This is a genomic window from Blautia sp. HCN-20427, from assembly GCF_037890365.1.
Lineage (GTDB): Bacteria > Bacillota > Clostridia > Lachnospirales > Lachnospiraceae > Blautia.
In genome coordinates, this window is the sequence record NZ_JBBKBX010000012.1 from 1 (window position 1) to 23,887 (window position 23,887).

The following is a 23,887-nucleotide window of genomic DNA, read 5'->3' on the forward strand; positions in this document are numbered from 1 at the left end:
TTTTTCATCATTCTGCTTCCCACAAACATGGTAAGCAGTTCCGCCGCCGGGAAAGCCAGCCATATACCAGACACATCCAGAAACACCGGCAGCAAATACACGAAGAGAATGACGAAAATACATCCTCTCAGCAAACAGATAATCAGGGAATACATATTTTTCACCACGGACTGGAAATAGGAAATATACACCATATTCACAGCCAGGAAAATAAATCCTACAAAGTATATTCTTACCGCCTCTGCGGAAAGTGACAGAATGTCTTTATCCGGGTTGAGGAAAATGTATGTATAAAAATTAGGTACAATCAATCCCACAAGCACCGGCACAGCACAGATAAGCAGAGAATTCCTCATAGCCAGTCCCCGGACCTCCTGTGTCCTTTCTCTCTTACCGGCCCCATGATTCATGGAAATAATCGGCTGGGCCGCCTGGTTCACACCTTTGCACAGACCCATAATCACAATAGAAACATTACAGATAATGCCGAACACGGTGACTCCTATATTTCCCACATAGTTCAAAAGCTGCAGATTGAAAATGAAAATCGTAATTCCCGCAGAAACTTCAATCAAAAAGCTGGCAAATCCATTCACCACAATTTCTTTTATAAATGCGGGACGGATTCCTTTGAAATTAAACTTCAGCTGATTCTTCTTCGTAAAGAAGTGCACAAACAAAATCGCCACGGTAAGCCAGGAGCCAATGACGGTCGCTATGGCTGCTCCTGCCATTCCCATCTGCATAGGGAATACAAAAACATAATCTAAAATAATATTCGTCACACCACCTGCGATTACTGCATTCATGGCCAGCTTCGGCGCACCGTCATTTCGGATAACCGTCTGCAAAAAGGCAGAAAGAAAGTATCCGCCCATACCCCAGATAATGTACGGAATGTAATCCATAATGTAAGGCATGGTTTCCTCTGTTCCGCCCAGCATCCAGGCCAAATCCTCCATAAAAACCGTGCACAGCACAAGACAGACCAGCCACACCAGAATATTCATAAAAAAGGCGGCTGTATAGTAGGCATCTGCCTCTTTCTTCAGGTTCCTTCCCCGGTACACTGACATCAGCACAGAACCACCCACGCCAAAGAGCAGACCAATGCCAAAGAAAATATTGTAAATAGGCAAAGCGATATTCAGCGCAGCCATAGCCACACTTCCCAGCCCTTTTCCTATGATAATAGTGTCCGCCAGAACATAAATAGACGTTACCATAGTTCCAATAATAGAAGGAACCAGATAACGATAAAATAAGCCCTTCACGGGCTTCTCCAGAAATTCATTTGTTTCCATAAAAACTCCCTTCCTTTGGTTCATTCTGATACAACAGTATACCCAAAGAAAGGGAGTTTTTCAAGTCTTATGCCAACATCATTCTGTCATTGGCAAATTCTCCTCCGCTGGCTTCCTCAAATTTTGCCAGAAGGTCGGAAACATGAAGTTTTTTCTTTTCTTCTCCTGACACATCATAAATGACCCGTCCTTCGTGCATCATAATCAGACGGTTTCCGTGCGCAATGGCGTCTTTCATATTATGTGTAACCATCATAGCCGTCAGTTGATTTTCCTCGATAATTTTATCGGAAATCTCCAGTACCTTTGCCGCGGTTTTGGGATCAAGGGCAGCTGTATGTTCATCTAAAAGCAGTAGTTTCGGCTTTTTCATAGCCGCCATCAGAAGTGTAATGGCCTGTCTCTGACCGCCGGAAAGCAGTCCCACTTTGCTGCTCAGTCTCTCTTCCAGTCCCAGATTCAGCTCTTTTAACTGCTCTTTATACTGCTCACGCTCTTTTTTTGAAATTCCCCACCGAAATCCCCGGTGTTCCCCCCTTCTGGCTGCAATGGCCATGTTTTCTTCAATAGACATGGTAGCCGCTGTGCCAATCATAGGGTCCTGAAAGACTCTTCCCAGATGTACGGCTCTCTTGTGTTCGGAAAGTCTTGTCAAATCCACCCCGTCTACAATGATATTTCCCTCATCAATAGGCCAGACACCTGCAATGGCATTCAGTGTCGTGGATTTTCCGGCTCCGTTTCCGCCGATAATGGTTACAAAATCGCCTGGATTCAGATTTAAATTTACACCGTTTAAAGCGATTTTCTCGTTAATGGTTCCCAGATTAAAAGTTTTATGTACATTTTGAATTTCCAGCATGTATCCCATTATTTTGTCCTCCTCTTCTTCCCTGCATATTTCCCTTTCAGATAAGGAATCGCCAGGAAAACAGCCACTACAAAAGCGGAAAACAGCTTCATATAATCCGATTTTACACCCAGCCATAATACCAGTGTATAAGCGACAAAATAGAGTATCGCGCCTACAAACACAGCCGCCAGCGTATAGGCAAATGCAATTTTCTTACCGGCACACAGTTTTGCAAAAATAACTTCACTGATAATCACGGCTGCAAGACCGATAACGATAGCGCCACGGCCTGCATTGACGTCTGCAGAACCCTGATACTGCGCATAGATACCGCCGCACAGACCCACCAGTCCATTGGAAATCATCAGTGCAATCACCTTTGTGAAGTTTGTATTAATGCCCTGTGCCCTTGCCATCTGCGGATTACAGCCCGTAGCTCTGATAGAAGAGCCCAGTTCCGTACCGAAAAGCCAGTACACAACTGCTACCAGAATCAGACATCCTGCCACCAGTTTCACAAAAAAGAAAACACTGTCATCTGCTGTCACATATCTGGAAGAAGCCACCAGATTTCTCTGGGTCAGTCCAATACTCTGGTTTGCCTTTCCCATAATCCCCAAATTCACAGAATACAGGGAAATTTGTGTGAGAATACTTGCCAGAATTCCGGGGATTCCCAGCGCCGTATGCAGAAACCCTGTGACAAATCCCGCCGCCATGCCTGCCAGGAATGCAAACACCAGAGAAACAGCCGGGTGCATGCCGCTCTGAATCAACATAACCGCCACCGCACCTCCCGTTGCCAGCGAACCATCTACAGTTAAATCCGCAAAGTCCAAAATTCGGAAAGTGATATATACTCCCAATGCCATAATTCCCCATATCAGCCCCTGCGCCACGTTTCCCGGAAGCGCCCGCAGCAAAGCCATCGGATCTAATGCCAAATAACCTGTTATCATATCTCCTGTATCCTTTCTTCTCTTATTCCGCGATTGCTTCGTATCCTTCCGGCACTTTGATTCCTAATGCCTCACAAATAGCCGGATTATACATTTTCGTTACTTCCGGTGCGGTTTCAATTTCCATTGTGGTAATATCCGCTCCTTCAGCCAGAATCTCATATGCCATTTCCCCTGCCTTGTAGCCGATATCATAATAGCTGATGGATAAGGTAGCTATGCCGCATCCTGCACAGATTCCCTGTTCGCCTGCAATGACCGGAACTTTTGCCGGAAGGCAGACATTATTGATAATTTCTGTGTTATTCGCCATGGTGTTGTCTGTCGGAACGTAAAGCACATCGCACTCGCTCACCGCATTGGTGACAACGGACTGGATTTCATTAGAATCGGCCGCCGTATATTCTTTATAGGAAATGCCGTCTTTTTTCAGTTCTTCTGCAAACATCTTCGCCTGATATTCAGAATTTACTTCTGCTGAACAGTACAAAATACCCACTTGTTTCACATCCGGTACCAGTTCCAGAAGCATATCTTCCTGCTTGTCAATAGGTGCTAAATCACTGGTTCCTGAAATATTTACGCCGGTAGCACCTGTCCAGTCCTCCGGGTCGACGCCCAGAGCAGACGCATAATCGGTAATGGAAGTTCCCAGAATCGGGATATCTGCGGTAGCCTGTGCTGCAGTCTGCAAAGGCAGAGTCGCATTGGCAAGAATCAAATCCACATCCGAAGAGACAAAATTATTGATAATGGTGCTGCACATAGCCTGCTCGCCCTGGGCATTCTGCTTGTCAAATTCTACCTTGTCCTCACCAAATTTTTCTTTGCAGGCATCCTCAAACCCCTGGGTTGCCTGGTCTAAAGCATCATGCTCAAGCTGTTGGCAGATTCCGATTTTATAGACGTCTCCGCTGCTTTCTGCGGAATCTGATTCTCCTCCGCAGGCTGCCATGGACATTCCCATTGCTGCTGTCATTGTAAGGGCTAATAACTTCTTTCGTTTCATTTTTTTTTCCTCCTTGTCGCCTCGATACTTTATCAAATAAAACCGTTACACTTCAACGTAGCAAAGCTGTAATGGAGTCATTATACACCCTGTCTTGCCATACGTCAATGCTTTCTTCTTTCCATTCCCTTACAAAACACCACTGCCACCGCCGTACTCACCAAGGTCGCTACAATGGCCGGCCCCACGATGGCTGTAGGATTCACACTCCCATACTGACTTCTGTAGGCAATAATATTCACAGGAATCAGCTGCAAAGATGATATGTTCAATATCAAAAACGTACACATCTCATTGCTGGCCATACCGCTTTCTCTGACCGTTCCCAAGGCCTTTCCCTGTCTTCTTTCTTCCTCCAGTTTCCCCAGTTCTTCCATGGCTTTCAGCCCAAAAGGTGTTGCCGCCCACCCAAGTCCCAGAAAATTGGCTATCATATTGGCAGAAATAAATTCCATGGCTCTGTGTTCCCCGGGTATCCGCGGAAACAAAAAAGCCAGAAGCGGCTGCATGCCTTTTGTCATTTTATCCACCAGTCCCGAAGTTCTGGCAATCTGCATAACACCTACCCACATAGCCACAATTCCTGCCATAGTAATACAAAGGGACACTGCCTCTTTCGCAGAGGAAAGAGCAGCGTCCGTCACTTGGTTCATATTTCCGGTAAGCGCACCGTACAAAATTCCTGTAAGAAGCATTACAGCCCAGAGTATATCCAGCATAAAACCTCCAGGAAATTCTTTTGTATCAGCTTATGAAAATATTCTGTATTCTATTCGTCTTTTGAAGAAGTATCTTCTTTCATTCCCATTCCGGTCACATCAAGTTCTGTTCCCACAGCCTGGCTGTACTCCTGTATCCTTGTGAAAATTGCTTCCTTCACTTCGCCCTCTACAGGCAGCGGCTGATAGTTGTTATATCCTTCTGTGTAAGCAGATGAAATCTTACACGGAATAATATTCTTCACATTGTCTTCCTGCAGTTCTCCGTCTACAAAGGTAAAAGTCTGCTGGAAAATCATGGTATCCATATCCGCGGGTCCTGAATTTCCGCCAAAGCAGAAGTTTCCTAGGCTGTACACTATATTTTTCCCTTTGTATTCTTCAATTCCCTGCAGTACATGGGGGTGATGTCCCAGCACTAAATCCGCTCCATTGTCAATGGCAGAATGAGCCAGGGCTACCTGGGTTTCGTTGGGAATATTCTCCCGCTCTTCCCCCCAGTGGAACGTTGCAATAATCAACTGCGCCCCCTGTTCCTTCAGATTGGCAATATTGTCTTTCATCTCCTGCTCACAGCCCATGTGGTCCCGCAGTTCGTAAGTTCCCAGAAGTCCTACCTTAATCCCCTGAATTTCTATGATAGCAGTCCTGTCATTTCCAAAGGAAATAATTCCCTCTGCGTCCAGAGCTGCTATGGTATCCGTATAACTTTTTTCCCCGTAATCGTAGGTGTGATTGTTTGCAAGATTTACGGTTTCCACATCACCCTCTGTAAGAATTTTTGCATATTCCGGAGAGGCTTTAAAAGCATACAGCTTATCTGCACGGGTTTCCTCCTCTGTCAGCGTTCCCTCCATGTTTACAATAGTTAAATCATCCGCTTCAAAAATAGATTTTACCTCTTTGAAGAAATAGGACGGGTCCTGTACCGCATCATATTTTCCCGTAAAGCCTGTTTCATAGTCGAAATTTTCGTCCGTACCAAGAGTACAGTCCCCTGCTGCACTGATTGTAAACACCGCATCCTGGTCTTTCTTGGCCTCTTCCGCTTTTTTCGCCTTTTCTTCTGCCTTTTGAACAGCTTCTGCTTTCTTCTGCTGTTCCTTTGCAGCCTTAGAAGCTTTCTTTGCTCCTGACACCGCCGCTGTGACCAGAATCACCGCCAGAAGCCCTCCCACGGTTCCCAGAAGAATTCTCTGTTTTAAAACTTCTTTGCGCCGCTGCTGGCGTCTTCGCTCTCTTTCTCTTAATCGTTTTTCGTATTCTTTATCTCTTTCATTCATATGCTTTTCCCACTTCAAAATACAGATTTCAGTCTTTTAAAAGCGCCTGATAAACGTCTCGCTTACGGATTCCCCTGTCTTTTGCAACCTTTTTCATCGCTTCTTTTTTCTCAGTTCCCTGGTTCAGATAGAGATCCATATGCTCTTCCAGTGTCATGTCCTCCCATCTGCGCCGTTCTTCTTCTTCCAGTTCTTCTTTTTTGCGTCCCTCCAGCACCAGCACACATTCTCCTTTTGGAGCATGCTCACCATACCAGCTGACGGCCTCTGAAAGAGTTCCCCGAAAGACACTTTCGTGCTTCTTCGTCAACTCCCTGCATACGGAAATTCTCCGCTCTCCCAGTGCTTCGTAAAGTTCCTCCAGGGTCTTTATTAATCTGTGAGGTGCCTCATAAAGAATCAGGGTTCTGGTTTCCGCTTTCAGGGATTCCAAAATAAAACTTCTCTCCTTCTTATCAGAAGGCAGAAAAGCTTCAAAGGAAAACCTTCTGGTAGGCAGCCCGGAAAGGGTCAGCGCCGTAATGCAGGCCGCCGCGCCGGGAAGAGAAGTCACCTCAAGACCTGCTTCATAGCACATGGCCACCAGCTCTTCTCCCGGGTCTGAAATTCCCGGTGTTCCGGCATCTGTAATCAGGGCAATGTTTTTGCCTTCCTCCATCAGCTGAATCAAATACCGCCCCTTGTCAAACTTATTGTACTCATGATAGCTGGTCATAGGGGTTTTAATCTCAAAATGATTCAGAAGCTTAATGCTGTTTCTGGTGTCTTCTGCGGCAATCAAATCCACCTCTTTCAGCGTCCGCAGCACCCGGTAAGTAATGTCCTCCAGGTTGCCGATGGGGGTTGCACACAGGTATAATTTTCCGCTCATTTTTTCGTCTCCTGTCCGTAAATATCCAATACCTCACGGGTATAAACGCCTGGTTTCTCATATACAATCAAGGGCTTTTCCACTGTAATTCTGGACTTGCCGCCCCGCATACCTTCCACCAGCACCAGGTTGGGCTCTTTGTCCACATAGGGGTGTACCAGCCGCATGCGCTTAGGCTCAATGCCATACTGCACCATTACGGAAAATATTTCCGCCAGCCGGAAGGGACGATGCACCATATAAAATCTGCCCCTTGGTTTTAATACTTTTGCCGCCTGGCTGACAATGTCTTCCAGGTTACACAAAGTTTCATGCCGGGCAATGACTTTGGCCTGATTTTCTCCAGTCAGCCCATGACTGCCCACCATATAAGGCGGATTGGTTGTTACCACATCAAAAAAAGCCCCTCCGTAAATCGACGCGGCCTCTTTAATGTCTCCTGTTGTAATCGTAATGTCTTTTTCCAGGTGATTGTACTGTACACTTCTTCTGGCTACGTCTGCGCTTTCTTCCTGTATTTCCAGACCGGTAAAATGCCCCTGGGGATACCTTGCCTTTAATAAAACGGGGACGATTCCAGTGCCCGTCCCCATATCCAGCACTTCCTCTCCCGGTTTCACGCAGGCAAACCAGGAGAGCAGCACGGCATCTATCCCAAAGCAGAACTGCTTCGGATTTTGTATCAGCATGTATCCGTTTTGCAGGTCGTCCAGTCTTTCATGTTCCAGAAGCAAACTCTTCTCTTCCATGAAATTTCCTCTCTGTCTCTTTTCTTTCTCTTATTTATCTCTTTCCAGCTCTTTGAGCGCCTTCATCTCTTCGTCTGACAGGCGGATTTTTTCCCGTTTCTGTCTGGCTTTGAATTTCAGTTCAGAAGCCGGATATTCCCGGATTTCTTTCTCATCTTCCACGTCTACAATAACTTTTACCAGCTGTCTTAACACATTGACGCTCTGTACCTCACCTTTTAATCCGTCAGAGGTGGTTACCCGGTCGCCTGTATTCGGCAGCTTTTTGTTCAGTTCCTCGTAAGTTTCTTCCTCATTTTTCAGACAGCACATCAGACGTCCGCAGACACCGGAAATTTTCGTCGGATTTAAGGAAAGATTCTGCTCCTTTGCCATTTTAATGGACACGGGGACAAATTCTGACAGGTAAGTATGGCAGCAAAGAGGACGTCCGCAAATTCCGATTCCTCCCAGAATTTTCGTCTCATCCCGAACACCAATCTGACGAAGTTCGATTCGGGTCTTAAAAATAGACGCCAAATCCTTTACCAGCTCACGGAAGTCAATTCTTCCGTCTGCCGTGAAATAAAACAGAATTTTGTTGTTATCAAAGGTGTATTCCACATCTATCAGTTTCATATTCAGGCTGTGTTCTCTGATTTTTTTCAGACAGATACGAAAAGCTTCCTTTTCCTTTTTCCGATTGGTTTCTTCCTTTTTGTCATCCTGGGTATTGGCAATGCGGATAACCTCTTTTAAAGGCTGCACCACCTTTTCATCTTCTACATCCCGAGGTGCCAGCACCACACTGCCGTATTCCACACCTCTTGCCGTTTCCACAATTACATGGTCTCCGGATTTGATTTCCAGATTTTTAGGGGAAAAATAATAGATTTTACCCACATTGCGGAATCTTACTCCAATTACTCTTGTCATGATTAGTTCTCCCTGATTGTAAGGAACAGAAGTTCCATGGTTAAGTCAAAATTCACGTTGGCCTGCAGACGCTGTTTGGCAGTCTCAATGGCCTTGATAATGGTTTCCAGCCCTTCATAGGAGCTGACGTCTGCGCGGCTTTTAATATCATTGTATTCCTGCCTGAAAACCAGTCCGTCTATCTGATTGGTTGCTTTAAACATCAGCACATCCCGGAACCACACCAGGAACAAATCCAGGTATTCATAAACTGTGTGCTTCTGTTCCGACAGCAGCTTTATGGCGTCTACCATTTCATAGACTTCCATATCTTTTCCTTTTTTCAGGATTCGAAAAGCTGCTTCCATCATTTCCGCAAAGTCCTCTGCCGTTGCAATCTGCTTTGCTCTTCCCACATTTCCCTGGGCGAAAGCCACACTGACTTCTGCCTGATAATCCGGCACATGAAGCTCTTCCATAAGGTATTTCTTAATCACCTCATCCCGGACGGGCTTAAAATTCAATGTTACACATCTGGAGGCAATGGTCGGAAGCAACGTTGCGCCATTATTGACCAGAAGCATAATGACTGCATATACCGGCGGCTCTTCAATGGTTTTCAAAAGGGCATTCTGCGCCTGTACCGTCAATTTTTCCGCCTCATCTACGATGTAAACCTTATAAGGCCCTGTATAAGGCTTAATGTCCACATCTGCAATGAGCTGTTCCCGGATATCCTCAATTCCAATGGAGTTGGGTTTTTCATGGCTTACATAAATAATATCCGGGTGGTTCCGGTTCATCGCTTTCTTACAGGAACTGCACTGCAGACATGGTTCCTTCCCATGTTTTTCACACTGCAATGTCATAGCAAATAATTTTGCCAGCAGCTTTTTGCCGCTTCCCTTCTCTCCTGCAAAAATATAGGAATGGGAAACTTTATCCATAGCCGCTGCATTCTGCAAATGTTTAATTACTTCTTCGTGTCCCAATACTTTTTCTATTTCCTGCATTGCAATTCACCTCAATTCCCGTAATCCCGAAGGATTTCTTATCTTTGTTTATAGCACATTATAGCATATATTTTCCGTCTACTGCAACTTTTGTATACTGTTTTTAATTTCTTTTATACAATTCTCCAATTCTATATTCAGGAATCTTTTTGAGATTCCCGCCTGCTGCAGTTTTTCCTCGCTGAAATCATCCGCATCAGCCAGAAAACGCCGGCACATCTCTTCATATTTAGGTATTTTCTGCAATTCTTCCCTGCGAATGGCCCGGCGCAGGCGTTCTCCGTCCTCCACCTCCACATACACAGGCACTACGCTTTCTTCTCCGTAATATTTCTTCATCCCCTCATAGGATTCCAGCGTGCCGATGCCCAGATAACTGTTTTCTGCAAGTTCCAGCGTTCCGTCATCTGCTGTAAAGTACGTCCAGGGTCCATATACGGTCTGATAGGTGCGGGATTCAATGACTTTTTCCTGTTCCTGCAATTTCTCAAAACAGGCCTCATCCGTAAAATGGTACTCCCGGCCTTCCTGTTCCCCCTCCCGCATGGGTCTGGTGGTATATAAAACAATTCTGGAAAGCCCCAGCTGACTATCCTCCAAAAGCCGGCTGTAAATCGTATCTTTTCCAGAGGAACTTTTTCCCATAATATAAAAAATTTTACCCATTATTTTTCCTTTCTTCCACAATGTAAATCGAATTCTGGCTGTAATCTTTCATTCCCTGCAAAGTCAATCCCTGTAGCTTTAATTCTTCCATATGTCTGAAAAATTCCGGACTGATTCGCTCTCCCGGCACCAAAAGCGGGATTCCCGGCGGATAGAGATAGACATATTCCGCAGAAATTTTCCCTATGCTTTCCTCTAAAGGAACTTTTCGGCAAGGGCTTTCCATGGCTTTCCAGACAGGATACACCCGCTCGTTGTGCACCTGCTGACAGCTCTCTATAAAGCAAAAGCCCTCCGGTGCATGTTTCTCTGCCAGCCCCCTGTCAATTTCCAGAAGAGCCTTTGTGAGTCTTTGAAAGCCTTCCCGGCTGTCTGCCACGCTGGTGAGCGCCAGGATATACTGTTCTGCCTCCATTTCCATTTCCAGGTGATACCGCTTACGCAGAAGTTCATGGAGTCCCGGACCGTCTATGTCTGCCCCTGCTGTAGAAATGACAATTTTAGAACAATCAAAATCAAAAATATCTTTCTGTTCTGTCAATTCTTTTCCTATCAATCGCAGTACCCGTAATTTGCCCAGTGCTTTGCGGCATTCCTGCAGATACTCCCAAAATTGTCCAAACTGTTCCTGCCCCTGTTCTTTCACATAGCGCAGACAGTAGGAAATTCCTCCCATAAGTATATAAGATGGACTGCTGGTTTCGTAGATGTCCAAAAATTCTTCCAGTTTTTCCTCTGACACCCGTCCTCCCTTTTTGTGAAGAAGTGCAGTCTGCGTCATGGCGGGCAATGTTTTATGTAAACTATGAATCACCACATCGGCCCCCAGTTCCAGCGCAGATACAGGAAATGCAGGGTGAAAGGCAAAGTGCGCGCCATGAGCTTCATCTACAAGCAGCGGGATTCCATGTCTGTGGACAATTTCTGCAATTTTTTCAATATCAGATACCACACCGTCGTAAGTAGGTGAAGTAATCATAACCGCTTCTGTGTCTGGATTTTCTTCCAATGCTTTTTCCACATCTGCAGGGCTGATTCCGCCGTTTAATCCACAAAATGGTTCATAAGATGGGTATAAATACACGGTTTCCAGTCCCCGCAGATAGGCGGCATGGTACACAGCTTTGTGACAGTTGCGCGCCATCAGAAGCTTCCCGTTCCGGGAAGTACAGGCCGAAACAGCCGCCAGAATCCCAGCCGTACTGCCATTGATTAAAAACCAGGATTTCTCTGCGTGATATAACTCTGCCGCCAAATCCTGATTTTCTTTTATAATGCCCTCGGCATGGTGCAGATTGTCAAAGTCTGTAATTTCCGTGATGTCCACAGCGTAGGGATTGCGCAGGGATTCATTTTGTACCTGGCGCTTGTGCCCCGGCATGTGGAAAGGGTAGAAGTCTGTACGGCTGTATTCGTACAGGGATTTATCAAGATAGTTCATGTGCGTGACTCCGTTTTTCGTAAATGTATTTTTTTCTATCATAACATGAGAGGACGCACAAATTCCATATTCTTTTCTATAAATAGGGCAGCGTTTTCCACGCTTAATGCTTTTTCCAATATTGTTTTTGCAAGTTCAGCATTTATGTAATCTAAGTTAGCAGTCGCAACTACACTTCGGTCATACAGGTCAATAATAGAGCAGTTATAGCGCATTTTCCCGTTTGCCAGCCAGATATATGTAAAATCTGTACACCATATAAAAGTTGCTCCTGCAGCATATCTAAATATTCCCTCAGACTCCTTTCACAGCCTGCTGCAAGCTCCTCGTCCAACTCTGTAATCATCACCGGATTTTGCTGATAAGAATCTTCTTTATTCTTGTACCTTTTTTCTTCTTTTTCTTAATCTTCGTCATGATACTAAAAACGGAGGTCATTGCTTAAGCAACAACCTCCTGATTTTTATAATAACTTCTCGGAATCTTCAGCCCTGATTTTACAAGGCTTCCAGACCCCTGTTTCAAAAAATCACCCACTTTTTTTACAAAAACGCTTGACAAATCATCAAAAATTTGCGGCGAAGCCGATTGATTATAGTTTATTTCAATCGACTGGAGGCGATTTTTATGTTACCTGTTAATATCGGCGGACACTCCGCCTATCAGGATACTTTTGTATCCGAGCTTCTTAAATTTTATCCCGACCCTTTTTCCCTTCCTAAGAGTACCTGGGATTATATCGTACCGTTTTGGTATCTGGATCTTTCTATGACGGATTCCATCATGCAGGAATGTTACTCCATCTTTGAACCGGAACCAAGACTCCCTTCCTGTATGCTGCGTTCTTATCTGCTTGCTTTAAAATTGAAAGTGACTTCCATCACGGTCTGGTGCCGCATGCTCAGGGAAACTCCTCTTTATGCAATCCTCAGCGGATTTTCTTTCGGGGATACTCCCGGTGTCGGGACCTTTTATGATTTCTTTTCCCGCATCTGGCAGGATGACGAAGACAACCTTTCACCAAAAGACCGTTTCCCTAAAGTGAAGCCGCCAAAGGGGAAAAAGAAAGGGGATAAGACTCCCTGTGATTCTTCCAGTACTGCATCCAGACTTCTTCCTTTACTGGAACGCTGGCAGCTCAAACCAGAAAATCCATTCTTTCTCATCTTCCGGCTTTATCACCAGCAGTTCCTGTCCGTTTCCTGCTCGAAGGGACTTATTGACACGAAACATCTGGCTCTTGCCGGTGACGGGACTCCTGTCCGCACCGCCGCCCAGCAGCGGAAAAAACGGATCTGCGATTGCAAGGAAAATGGCTGCTCTTCCTGTAATTGCAAACGTCATTATTCCCAGCCGGATTGTAGCTGGGGATGGGACTCCCATCGGGAATGTTATTTCTTCGGTTACCACCTCTACATGTATGTGGCCTCCGATTCCCATAGTGACCTTCCTGTATTCCCTCTTTTAGAGCGTGCTTCCCGGCATGACATGCTTTCTTTTCTGCACTCATTCTTCACTATGAAAGCATATCTCCCGGAATTCCGTATTGAGAAGCTCCTTTTGGATTCCGCCCATGATGCTTACGCTGTCTATGAATACTGCAGACAGGAAAATACCACTCCCTTTATCGACCTCAATCCCGGACATACCGGACATTTCACTTATAAGGACGATTTCACTATTGATGAGGACGGTGTTCCAATCTGTAAGATGGGCTTACGTATGCATAAAGATGGATATGAAGCTGCAAAACACCGTGCAAAATACCGGTATCCAAAAGCGAACCGAAAACAGGGGTGTTTCTGTGAACATCCTTGTTCTCCGGCAAAATACGGTCGAGCCGTACACATTTTTACCGCAGATAATCCAAGATTATTTAACATACCGCCAAGAGACAGTACAGCATGGAAAAGGGAATATGACGGAAGGACTTCCGTGGAACGCTCCAACAAGCGTGAGAAAGAGGACTATAAATTAGAAGACGGCAGGCACCGCTCTACGAAGATGTGGTACTGCCGCCTCTACGGCATCATGATGCTCCAACATCTTGATGCCTGGGAAATGCCATCAGTCGAGGCATTTCAAAAATCATTATTAGGATTCGCCGCCTAATAATGATATCTTAAACGACACCATAAGATTTTTCAAGGCATAGTTCCCACTATGTCCAATATTTATGTCCATTTTTCTCAGAGTTTCTTGCATAAGTGCCGTGTAAGAGAAGTCCATTGGATTCTTCTATTGATTTTACTGCACATTTTTCGATTAAAGCACACAACATCTTATCTGCTGCCATACCATATTTCTCTGCTTCTTCTTTTTCCAGATACGGAATCATCTCATAAATGCCACAAATTACAATAGCTGATGAGGAAGAATCTCTGGGCTCTGTACTTCCTGTATCAAAGTCAAAGTCCCAATAGGGAATCAAATCTTGTGGTAGATGTTCAATAAAATACTCTGTTACATCACGGAACATCTGAATATATTCCTGATTCTGCTGATAGCGATAGCTCAAAGCAATGCCATAAACGCCCCATGCCTGTCCTCTTGCCCATGCAGAACCGTTTCGATTTCCCTGATGGGTTACGCCATAGGAAGGTTTTCCTGTTTCCGGGTCAATATAGTATGTATGATAAGTAGAATGATCTTCTCTTAACACACACTGCATTGCTGTATGAATATGCTTGCATGCTTTTTCTGCATATTCCGGATTTCCTGTAACCTCTGTTGCCCAGTATAAGAAAGGAAGATTTAACAGACAGTCAATAATAAGACGGTAATCCTTTGAATCTCCTACATTTCCCCATGCCTGAATAAACTCTCCGTTTTCTCTGTATCTGGTGAGCAGATGGTCAGCTGCCAATATAGCAGCCTCCTTTCCCTTTTCACTTTCACAACCAAAGAGGATCAGATCCGTTATGCGGTAACTTATGGTGAGTTCATGTATCAGGCTGGTACATGGGAATATCCCAGACGTGTGGTTTTTAAAATCGAAAAACCATACGGTCAGTTGACACATATGTACACCTTTATTGTTACAAGCATGGATATGGAACCCTATCAGATCATCCAGTTTTACTGTGGCCGTGGCAAGATGGAAAACTTTATCAAGGAAGGCAAAAGTGGATTTGATTTTGCTGCCGTCAGTAGTCATTCCAAAACAGTAAACGCCAACCGAATGCGAATCCACATGCTTGCGTACAACGTATTCAATTGGTTCAGACGACTGGTACTTCCTGCAAATATGCGAAAGCAACAGGTGGATACCATTCGTTTAAAGCTGATAAAGATTGCTGCAAGAGCAGTCTGTTCAGCAAGATATATCACATTCAAACTATGCAGCAGTTGTCCTTATAAAAAGGAATTCTACAGAACACTGGAGAATATCCGGCAGCTGACGGTACAGTTGGAATAGCAGCTATTAACGTACCTTGACAGTTCAAAATAACCCAATTCAATCGGATGTCAAGGGGAAAGTCTGCCCATTTTTGTGGATAATTCGATTGATTTCAGGGGAACTGGTTCAAGGTTTTGTAGTATCAAGCATTTTTATATGCTCATGAATAATTCGGGATTATTTATCTATTTCTATTACTATCTATATATGAGCGTATTTTTTCTTGTACTTTTTTCATATTTTATTACTTTTTTACATTTTTCATAAAGTTTTCGGGAATTTTATGTGTATTATTATATTACCATTCTCCACAATATCTGGATGGAAATAATCACGGCCACTCACCCCTATGATATGCCATTTTGAAAAGCACACGGCATCTATACATCTGGCAAGTTTATATTCTGCCAGTATCTCCCTATATACATACATTACATATTGATTTCTATTATATACGTTTTACATTATCTCCCATCTTCCAAACTTCATCTGCATTTTCCATTTCTCCCAGCCTATGAGTAACAGATAATATTGTCATCTGTGGATAAGCTTCCCTTATATTCTTAAAAAGCTGTCTTTCCGTTTTCTCATCTAAAGCAGAAGTTGCCTCGTCTAACAACAATACTTGAGGCTTTTTAAGCAATGCTCTTGCAATAGCAAGCCTCTGCCTTTGTCCGCCTGAAAGGTTACTTCCTCGTTCTCTTATCATTGTTTCATACCCCTTCGGTTGCTTTTGAATAAAATCGTGAATACAGCATCTTTTACAACATAACTCTACTTCTTCCATTGGTATTTCTTTCCAATATGTAAGAACATTTAAAAAGGACTCCTCAAACAGCTCAACGTTTTGAGGGACATAAATCATTTCACTGTTAAATACTCCTTCGGATTTTCCATTTTCAAAATTACATGACAACTTTCCTGTTGACTTCAAAAGCCCTTTAATCCCTTTTAGCAAAGTACTCTTGCCTTTTCCTGATTCCCCTGCTATAACAATGTATTTTCCTTTCTCTGCCTGAAAATTAATCTCATTTATAACTTTTACATCACCATATCCCACTGACCACTTTTCTGCTTTTAGCACGTAGCCTTTCTCTTTTTCCTCTACAAAGCAGACTTGATCTTCTTCTGTTTCTATTACGTGTTTGATGCGATTATAAGAAACCTTGTATTTACTGATTTCTTCTATAGAAGAAGCAATACTTCCCAAAAACCAACCCACATTTCCACAAAGCTGAACACTATACATAATTTCTGAAATCTCATACTCCCCTTTGGAAACAAGCAACATGCCATAAGCAATCGGTGTCAGCATTGTTAAGCTTCCTAAAATTCCGCTAATAAAATAATGTAGCGTTCTTTGTTCTAGATATTTATCTTCTTTTTCATTTACTTTACAAAATAATTTTTCTACCTTGTCTAATACAAAGCTTTTTAATTGATATACACGAATTGTTTCCTCTCCTGCAATACAATCCGTTTCGCATTCCTGTATTTTTTCTTCCTCTTCTGCAATTGTCTGTTGATAATACCGATGTTTTTTTCCATAATACTTATTTACTATCTGAGAAGACACCGACAATATTAAAACTACCATACCAATTTGCCATGTTTTCAAAAAAATAGAAATAATACAAACTCCACCTATGACAATGGGCAAAACAGACTGTATCATTGTCGTTCCCAAAAATGTTTCTACTTTTTGAATATCTTTTTCTAAAATTGACAGCCAATGTCCACTATGCTGTCCCTGCAATTCTTTTAATGACATATTTTGCAAATGAGTCACATAATTTTTTTTCAATCCTATAGTTGCTTTATTCAAAAAAATTTGAATAATACACTTGGAAATAACCATCAAAAAAATGCAGCCTGCCACCAAAAGAAGATTTATCGCTACTAAACTAAGAAACTGTCTTTGGTTTTTGGAATTTGTAATAAGGGCAAACACTTGGCTAAATAAAGATGCCAAAAGTAAGGTAGAGCCACATTTTGCTAATGGATAGAGAACATATCCACACCCCAACGCCAGCTTGTGTTTTTTTTCAAATAACTGTATTTTCCCCATTTCTATTCATTTCTCTCCTTTTCATAGAGTTTTGCATAAACACCTTCTTTTTTCAACAATTCAAAGTGGGTTCCTGTTTGCACCAATTTTCCATCTTCCATAACTAAAATAAAATCATACTCTGACATATTGCTCATATCATGAGTAACTGTAACCGTCGTATATGTACGGGTAATATCCCTAAGATTATTTAAAATATCCTGAGCAGTCTGATAATCTAAAGAGCTGGTAGGTTCATCTATAAGCCATACATCTGCTTTACGCAAAATTGCCCTTGCAATACCAATTCGCTGCTTTTGTCCTCCTGAAATATTACTGGAGAACTCCGAAAGAGTTGTATCAAGTCCTTTCGGAAGCTTGCAAATCCATTCCCATATCTTAGCTTTTTTACATGCATTTTCTAATTGCTCCAAAGAAATATTCCTGTTTCCGGCAATCAGATTTTCTCTGATTGTTCCCGGAAACAAATACGTGTCCTGCAACACTAATGCTAAATGACAATACAGTTGTTCCGGCCGGCATTGAAATAAATCATAGCCCAATACAAATGCTTCTCCTTTTTGCGGTCTATTTAAACCGGCAATGATTTTCAACAGTGTTGTTTTACCGCATCCACTTTCTCCTACAATGGCAACATGCATTCCTTTTTCGATTTCTACTGAAATATCACTTATCCCGAATTTTCTATTAGCATACATAAACTCCATACTGTTTAAAATAATATCCGGCTTTTCTTCCTTTTCCACTTCTTTCCCCGGAAAAAATGGAGTTTGCAGAATTTCAAAAATTCTTTTTCTGTGTCCTGAAAATTGTCGATACTGTGCCAACCATTGTGGAATTCCCATCATTCCATTTGTAATATAGCCTAAAAAAATAGTAAACAGCAACAAATCTCCTACTGTAACTTTATGCTGTATAAGCAAACAACCGCCCACTGCTATAATTAAAATTTGAGGAAGTATCTGAATAATATTTAAAAACGGCTCATAAACTAACTGAGAAAACACTTTTTTATTTTTTGCCCGATATAATTCACAAAATGTTTGATTTAAATAACCATTCCATTCTTGTTGGGCAGAATATGCTTTTGTTGTCGGTATCTGCCAAACACATTCCTGAAATATTTTATTTGCTTTTCCCTCTTTATTTTGTAATTCTTCCGACGCAGCACCAATCTTGACACTGAATTTTTTTGCACAAACAAAAATAAGCGGAACCATAAGGAGGCTTAAAAGAGTTAATTGCCAGCTTATAAAAAAGCAGATAATAATTGGCCAAATGAAAAGAATTCCCCCATACACCACCGTCTGTAAAAAGTATCGAATACTTTCCACACATTGGCGGCTATCTGTTTGCAAACGTGTCAAAATTTCTCCTGTTCCCATATCTGAAAGAGTACTATGAGGACAATCCAGTAATTTATTCATTAAATGCACCTGAATATTTTTTCTTCCTTTTATTACAGTCCTTCCAATCCACATTCCGGATATAATTCCCATGATGCCTTCTGCTAAAATCAAACAAACCAAAAATATACACATGCCTATGATGGCTTGATTTTCTTTTGCAGCATCTATAAGCATACGCAGCAGCCACGATTCCATTACATCAAACCCACCTCTAAATATAAGTACCAGCATAATTCCACCAAGAAAAACTCCTGATACTTCTGCTATTTTATAAATTGGCTTCCAATCTTTAATAACTTGTTTCATCATCTTATCCTTTTCCTTCTTTTAAATATAACTTTAATTTTTTTCATTTAGCCTCCGCTAAAGTTCCTACCAAACATAACATTTAAAAAAACAATAATTTCTTCACACAATTTTTCAATATCTTTATCGAAAATGTTAGGACAATATACCGGCAATAAACTCTCTTTTCTAATATTTTCTATTTTTTTAATTGCCTCATCTTCTGTAATCCGAGTCAAATGTGTTACTAACGTGGAAGATGGTGCTTCATTACGAAATGGAAATAATACCAGTGCTAATGTTTTACCATACACTACTGAATCAAGATATCTAATCGTTCTTTGAATATAAGTTATATCATCATCTGGTCCAACGCATAAAATAAATGCATCAGGATCACCCGCTAAAATAAATCCATGTTGATACACCGGATAAAATCCCAAATTTCCCATACTTAAAGGAACTGTATGTGACTGTGAACCCATAAGTAATAAATCTGGTCGATTTTTCAATTCTATTTCATGCAAAGCATAATTTACTGCCATAATAAATTCTTTTTCATGTATATTTTCTGCAGAACCATAGCCAAATGGAATAACCTTATGCGCTCCAAACAATTCCCCATTTGGTTCACTAGATAAAAATCCCACTTTATATCCTAATTTCTCCATGAAATTTTTAAATTGTAATTGTAAAGTAAATTTTCCTTGTTTAGAACCTGTTCCCACTACAGCAACAGTGGGAACACTCAACTGAAATAACTTATTCATATAATGCTCTTTATCTACTTCTGATACCAAAGAACTCCAGTATACTTTCAGCCCATTTTTTTTCATTTCTTGAATTTCTTCTCTATAATCCGATAAATCATCATATGAAAATAAGTTTTTCTTCCATTTGAGACATTTAAAAAATATTTCTCTAATCCAATCTCTTCCAACTAATTGGCTTAATATTTTCGTATGACCCAATATTACTGTATCAAAAGACAATGTCCAGTCAACTTTATCAATATTTTGAACCCAAAAATCAATTCCATTTTTTCCGACATTTTTTCCGACTAGCCCTGTTTCTTTGCAATCGGCAACTATCTGAATTTCAAACTTTAGCATACAGCTCATCGCTGGTCATAAGGTTGATTACCATCTTATATCTTCCGTCAAAAGCGCCTCTAAGGGGCTGGTAACCTCCAAATCCGTCATGATCTACTTCATAACGTCCGAATTCCATAAATACATAGTCATTGCATCTTACTTCCGGATTTTTTACTTCCTCGAAGATACTTCTTCCTTCAAACATCTTAGGAATTGGCACGCCAAACATATCAAAAATCGTAGGCACTAAATGGATATGAGAAACCGGATTTTTATCCACGCCTTTTCCAAATCCTTTAATCATCAGTGGAATATGTGTAATTTCTTCATAATAAAGCAGGTCCTTTGCCTGTAAGAGAATGTCCGTACATCATATCCCCATGATCAGAGGTATAAATAATAATCGGTTCTTCCTCATACTGCGCTGCCGCATCAAGAACCCTTCCAATTTCATAATCTGCAAAAGTATTACAACCTAAAAATTCTTTTGGGCTAAGTTTAAAATCCTCTCTACACGCCTTTAAATATTCACTTCCTGCCCATATTCTATGGTGTCCGGCTTATCTTCCAATATATCCTTCATATTTTCTTTCACAGGAATCTCGTAGTCTTTATACAAATCCACATATTTTTTCGGACAGATATGAGGACCGTGAGGCTCATCTAAAGACATAACCAGAAAATAATCTTCGTCTTTGTGTTTTTCAATAAAATCCACTGCTCTATCTGCACAGCGATGTCCGTAGGTCATATCTTCTGTGATATTATATTTTTCAATACTTTCTATCTGACGAATACGGTATCTTTCCTCCGGCGTAAGCTCATCTAAAAAGCACTTCATATCATACCAGTAATCCTCATCCCACCCCTTTGGACATCTTCCAAGTCCAAAGTAATCTCCACCATCAAGATGCCACTTTCCTACATAAGCGGTATGAACACCTGCATCACTTAGTCGCTGTCCAATGCTCTGTACATTATCGGAAAGTCCCATACAATTTGACCAGCTTGCACAGGAATGAGGATAACTTCTTGTAAAGATTGCAGACCTTGCGGGCTGGCATACAGGCTGTGTGGTATAGGCTTTATCGTATCCCCTCTGCCGCAAGTCTGTCCAGATTTGGTGTAAGCATTGCAGAATTTCCGTAACACCCCAACATATCCGTACGCTGGGTATCTGTCATAATAAAAATAACCTGTCGTCTTTTCATAATCTTCCTCCTGATCGTCAAATACGTTGATACAAGCAGAGACTATTGCCTAAGCAACAGCCTCTCGCTTTTACATAAGAAATGGATCTTGCTGCATATCCAAATATTCTCGCAGATCTTTTTCATAATCTGCTGCAAGCTCCTCGTTCAGCTCCGTAATCATAATGGGATTTTGCTGATAAGGATCTTCTTCATTGTTATACAACATTTTCACCTGTTTTTCTCCCGGTTTATATCCATTATTTATTACAAAAGTATGTATATGTGTCCGAATACCTCTCCACCCATAACACTTACTGTTCAGCCCTTGTTTTTCAAAGGCTGCTACCATTTCCGGCATTCCCGGATAAGAACATAAAAACGCATCTTGCGGCGCATCACTTTCCTGTCCCAGTATTCCCGGTGCATGATTAAATCCTTGACAGGTATCCGGCACAGGAATATCCAGAAGTCCTAAAAGTGTAGGCATGTGGTCGGGACTTGCTACCAGTTCCTTGTATTTTGCAGGAGTCAGGCGCCCTTTCTGACGAATATACAACGGAATATGTATGGACTCCTCATACCACACATTTTTACCCATGTGTCCATGTGAACCTAACATTTCTCCATGATCTGCAGAAAGTACCACTATCGTATCTTCTTCCATTCCATTTTCTTTCAAAAACTCTAAAAGCCTTCCAAACTGTTCATCTACACCGGTAACTGCTGCAAAATACTGTCTGGTAATGGTTTCCAGCTCTGGTGTCCGTTTTTCCTCGGGCACGTTTTCTCTGAAATGCACCGGAATATCTTTGTACTGTTCATAATATTTATCCGGCACCAATTCATGCGGAAGATGAGGTGGATTGTAAGATACAAACAATGCAAAGGGCTCTGCCTGATTTTTCTTTTCTTCCATATATTCCAATGCCTTATCTGTCTCAAATTCCGGCGACCAGCAGCCCGGTTTAATCTGTTCCGGTGTATCTGCCCAGTAATGAGGGTTCAAATGTTCATCACAAGCACCATAAGACAGCCAATAATCAAAGCCTTGTCTTCTTTCTCCCGGCGGTGTATAAGCATCCCAATGACTTGCTCCGGAAACCGGATTTTTCTCAAAGTTCTGTTCGGAAGCATCTAAATGCCATTTTCCAATGTAACCTGTATGGTAGCCTGTATCCTTTAATACATTTCCAATACAGGTTTCCTGCGGTTTTAACATTAAGACTTCACTCAATCCTATTTTACAGTTGGTCCACATTCCTACACTAAAAGGATATTTTCCCGTAAGCAAAGACGCACGATGGGGAGAACAAAGTGGAAAGGTACTGACCGCTTCGGTGCAATCTAAGCTTTCCCTTGCAAAGCTGTCCATGTGTGGCGTACACACTTCATCTGATTTTGCATACCCCATTGCCTGATATCTCCACTGATCCAGAAAAACATATAATAAATTTGGTCTTTTCTTCATGATTTTCCTCCTTACCAGTAAGGGTTCCATGCTCCACATCTTCTTCGGAGGGCTTCTAAATAGAAGTAATCACCCCATGTGTTACACTCGTCCACACCTCTGTCCTTGCAGGTGTTTTCTTCGGAGCTTCTGGCATAAGTGCCGTGCAGCAGAAGACCGTTAGACTGTTCCTTAGATTTTACCGCACATTTTTCAATTAAAGCACACAGCATTTTATCTGCTGCCATGCCATATTTCTCTGCTTCCTCTTTTTCCAGATACGGAAGCATTTCGTAAATACCGCAGATAACAATGGCGGAGGAAGAGGAGTCTCTTGGCTCTGTGCTTCCTGTGTCAAAGTCAAAATCCCAATATGGAATTAAGTCTTCCGGTAAGTGTTCGATAAAGTAATCGGTTACATCACGGAACATCTGAATGTACTCCGGATTTTGCTGATAGCGATAGCTTAACGCAACACCGTATACGCCCCATGCCTGTCCTCTTGCCCATGCAGAACCGTTTCGATTTCCCTGATGGGTTACGCCATAGGAAGGTTTTCCTGTTTCCGGATTAATATAATAGGTATGATAAGTGGAATGGTCTTCCCTTAACACACACTGCATTGCCGTATGAATATGCTTGCAGGCTTTTTCAGCATATTCCGGATTTCCTGTAACTTCTGTTGCCCAGTATAATAAGGGAAGATTTAACAGACAGTCAATGATAAGACGATAATCCTTTGGATCTCCTACATTTCCCCATGCCTGAATAAACTCTCCGTTTTCTCTGTATCTGGTAAGCAAGTGATCGGCTGCCAATATTGCAGCCTCTTTTCCCTTTTCGTTTCCGCAAAGTTTATATGCCGCAACACAGGAAAGACTATACAGAAATCCCATATCGTGATTATTCACATCAATTTTTTTCTGAATACGATTTAAAAAGCTGTTTACATGAATTTCCCCTGTTTTCTTAAATTCCTCATCGTTTGTAAGCTCATAAGCCAGCCATACAACACCGGTCCAAAATCCTGTGGTCCATTCTGCATTTTCTGTCTGCCAATAAAATCCCTGCTTCGTATTTGGTGACTGAAAAAAATCTGTAAAATCTTTTAAATTTCCTTTTACAATATCTGTTGCCTGACGAACTGCCTGTTCAATCAACTCCTGACTACACCCTTGATATTTTTCAAGGTTTTCAAATGTCTGTGCCATAATTTTCTCCTCTTCCGCT

The 23,887-nt window shown here is 42.0% G+C and carries 22 protein-coding genes and 3 pseudogenes; 2 read left to right on the forward strand and 23 right to left on the reverse strand.

What is annotated here, in order from left to right; translation table 11 throughout:
• From WKT17_RS08755 to WKT17_RS08815, 13 genes and pseudogenes are all read right to left on the reverse strand, one after another.
• Window positions 1-1,304 (reverse strand): MATE family efflux transporter (locus WKT17_RS08755; RefSeq protein WP_340272439.1); only part of this gene is annotated, 1,304 nt, incomplete at its 3' end.
• Between the two features lie 67 nt (window positions 1,305-1,371).
• On the reverse strand, window positions 1,372-2,166 hold the full coding sequence (locus WKT17_RS08760; protein WP_173749453.1) for an ABC transporter ATP-binding protein: 795 nt from the start codon (window positions 2,164-2,166) through the stop codon (window positions 1,372-1,374).
• Window positions 2,167-2,174: 8 nt separating this feature from the next.
• Window positions 2,175-3,116 (reverse strand): ABC transporter permease, encoded by a 942-nt coding sequence (locus WKT17_RS08765; RefSeq protein ID WP_173749380.1) that lies wholly within the window; start codon window positions 3,114-3,116, stop codon window positions 2,175-2,177.
• A gap of 22 nt (window positions 3,117-3,138) precedes the next feature.
• Window positions 3,139-4,125 carry an ABC transporter substrate-binding protein gene (locus WKT17_RS08770; RefSeq protein WP_173749379.1) on the reverse strand — a complete coding sequence of 329 codons (987 nt, stop codon included), beginning with the start codon at window positions 4,123-4,125 and terminating at the stop codon, window positions 3,139-3,141.
• 104 nt (window positions 4,126-4,229) lie between these two features.
• A complete protein-coding gene (locus WKT17_RS08775) occupies window positions 4,230-4,844 on the reverse strand; it encodes a nucleoside recognition domain-containing protein (RefSeq protein WP_173749378.1) in 615 nt (204 codons plus the stop codon).
• 50 nt (window positions 4,845-4,894) lie between these two features.
• Window positions 4,895-6,127 (reverse strand): CapA family protein, encoded by a 1,233-nt coding sequence (locus tag WKT17_RS08780; RefSeq protein ID WP_291683655.1) that lies wholly within the window; start codon window positions 6,125-6,127, stop codon window positions 4,895-4,897.
• Between the two features lie 28 nt (window positions 6,128-6,155).
• Window positions 6,156-6,998 (reverse strand): 16S rRNA (cytidine(1402)-2'-O)-methyltransferase, encoded by an 843-nt coding sequence (rsmI, locus tag WKT17_RS08785; RefSeq protein WP_173749376.1) that lies wholly within the window; start codon window positions 6,996-6,998, stop codon window positions 6,156-6,158.
• A complete protein-coding gene (locus tag WKT17_RS08790; RefSeq protein WP_173749375.1) occupies window positions 6,995-7,747 on the reverse strand; it encodes a tRNA1(Val) (adenine(37)-N6)-methyltransferase in 753 nt (250 codons plus the stop codon). The genes rsmI and WKT17_RS08790 overlap by 4 nt, the downstream gene beginning before the upstream one ends.
• Window positions 7,748-7,777: 30 nt before the next feature.
• Complete coding sequence (locus tag WKT17_RS08795; RefSeq protein ID WP_173749374.1) at window positions 7,778-8,662, reverse strand: PSP1 domain-containing protein; 885 nt, start codon at window positions 8,660-8,662, stop codon at window positions 7,778-7,780.
• 2 nt (window positions 8,663-8,664) lie between these two features.
• A complete protein-coding gene (holB, locus tag WKT17_RS08800; RefSeq protein WP_291683656.1) occupies window positions 8,665-9,654 on the reverse strand; it encodes a DNA polymerase III subunit delta' in 990 nt (329 codons plus the stop codon).
• A gap of 78 nt (window positions 9,655-9,732) precedes the next feature.
• Complete coding sequence (locus WKT17_RS08805) at window positions 9,733-10,320, reverse strand: guanylate kinase (protein ID WP_340272445.1); 588 nt, start codon at window positions 10,318-10,320, stop codon at window positions 9,733-9,735.
• Complete coding sequence (locus WKT17_RS08810; protein WP_291683657.1) at window positions 10,313-11,761, reverse strand: aminotransferase class I/II-fold pyridoxal phosphate-dependent enzyme; 1,449 nt, start codon at window positions 11,759-11,761, stop codon at window positions 10,313-10,315. The genes WKT17_RS08805 and WKT17_RS08810 overlap by 8 nt, the downstream gene beginning before the upstream one ends.
• 104 nt (window positions 11,762-11,865) lie before the next feature.
• A pseudogene (locus WKT17_RS08815) lies at window positions 11,866-12,018 on the reverse strand (IS3-like element ISRgn1 family transposase); the annotation flags it as partial.
• Window positions 12,019-12,388: 370 nt separating this feature from the next.
• Between WKT17_RS08815 and WKT17_RS08820 the strand changes: the two are divergent.
• Window positions 12,389-13,873 (forward strand): hypothetical protein, encoded by a 1,485-nt coding sequence (locus WKT17_RS08820; protein ID WP_340272448.1) that lies wholly within the window; start codon window positions 12,389-12,391, stop codon window positions 13,871-13,873.
• A gap of 70 nt (window positions 13,874-13,943) precedes the next feature.
• Here the strand turns inward: WKT17_RS08820 and WKT17_RS08825 are convergent.
• A pseudogene (locus tag WKT17_RS08825) lies at window positions 13,944-14,654 on the reverse strand (glycoside hydrolase family 88 protein); the annotation flags it as partial.
• Between the two features lie 24 nt (window positions 14,655-14,678).
• Here WKT17_RS08825 and WKT17_RS08830 point away from each other — a divergent pair.
• Window positions 14,679-15,179: pseudogene (locus tag WKT17_RS08830) on the forward strand (transposase); the annotation flags it as partial.
• A gap of 430 nt (window positions 15,180-15,609) precedes the next feature.
• Here WKT17_RS08830 and WKT17_RS08835 read toward each other — a convergent pair.
• From WKT17_RS08835 to WKT17_RS08875, 9 genes are all read right to left on the reverse strand, one after another.
• Window positions 15,610-17,229: an ABC transporter transmembrane domain-containing protein gene (locus WKT17_RS08835; protein ID WP_291683738.1), complete on the reverse strand. Its 1,620-nt coding sequence runs from the start codon at window positions 17,227-17,229 to the stop codon at window positions 15,610-15,612.
• 2 nt (window positions 17,230-17,231) lie between these two features.
• Complete coding sequence (locus WKT17_RS08840) at window positions 17,232-18,947, reverse strand: ABC transporter ATP-binding protein (protein WP_291683737.1); 1,716 nt, start codon at window positions 18,945-18,947, stop codon at window positions 17,232-17,234.
• A gap of 44 nt (window positions 18,948-18,991) precedes the next feature.
• Window positions 18,992-20,035 carry a DUF1611 domain-containing protein gene (locus WKT17_RS08845; protein WP_173750313.1) on the reverse strand — a complete coding sequence of 348 codons (1,044 nt, stop codon included), beginning with the start codon at window positions 20,033-20,035 and terminating at the stop codon, window positions 18,992-18,994.
• On the reverse strand, window positions 20,022-20,321 hold the full coding sequence (locus WKT17_RS08850; protein WP_226853758.1) for a hypothetical protein: 300 nt from the start codon (window positions 20,319-20,321) through the stop codon (window positions 20,022-20,024). The genes WKT17_RS08845 and WKT17_RS08850 overlap by 14 nt, the downstream gene beginning before the upstream one ends.
• 22 nt (window positions 20,322-20,343) lie before the next feature.
• A complete protein-coding gene (locus WKT17_RS08855) occupies window positions 20,344-20,562 on the reverse strand; it encodes a sulfatase-like hydrolase/transferase (RefSeq protein WP_226853760.1) in 219 nt (72 codons plus the stop codon).
• Complete coding sequence (locus WKT17_RS08860; protein WP_330027264.1) at window positions 20,538-21,125, reverse strand: sulfatase-like hydrolase/transferase; 588 nt, start codon at window positions 21,123-21,125, stop codon at window positions 20,538-20,540. The genes WKT17_RS08855 and WKT17_RS08860 overlap by 25 nt, the downstream gene beginning before the upstream one ends.
• Window positions 21,103-21,228 carry a sulfatase-like hydrolase/transferase gene (locus WKT17_RS08865; RefSeq protein ID WP_330027262.1) on the reverse strand — a complete coding sequence of 42 codons (126 nt, stop codon included), beginning with the start codon at window positions 21,226-21,228 and terminating at the stop codon, window positions 21,103-21,105. Before WKT17_RS08865 ends, WKT17_RS08860 begins: the two co-directional genes overlap by 23 nt.
• A 70-nt stretch (window positions 21,229-21,298) precedes the next feature.
• The gene (locus tag WKT17_RS08870) at window positions 21,299-22,678 is read right to left on the reverse strand and encodes a sulfatase family protein (RefSeq protein WP_291683736.1); all 1,380 of its coding nucleotides are present in this window, start codon (window positions 22,676-22,678) and stop codon (window positions 21,299-21,301) included.
• 11 nt (window positions 22,679-22,689) lie between these two features.
• On the reverse strand, window positions 22,690-23,868 hold the full coding sequence (locus tag WKT17_RS08875) for a glycoside hydrolase family 88 protein (RefSeq protein ID WP_330027260.1): 1,179 nt from the start codon (window positions 23,866-23,868) through the stop codon (window positions 22,690-22,692).
• Window positions 23,869-23,887 lie beyond the last annotated feature (19 nt).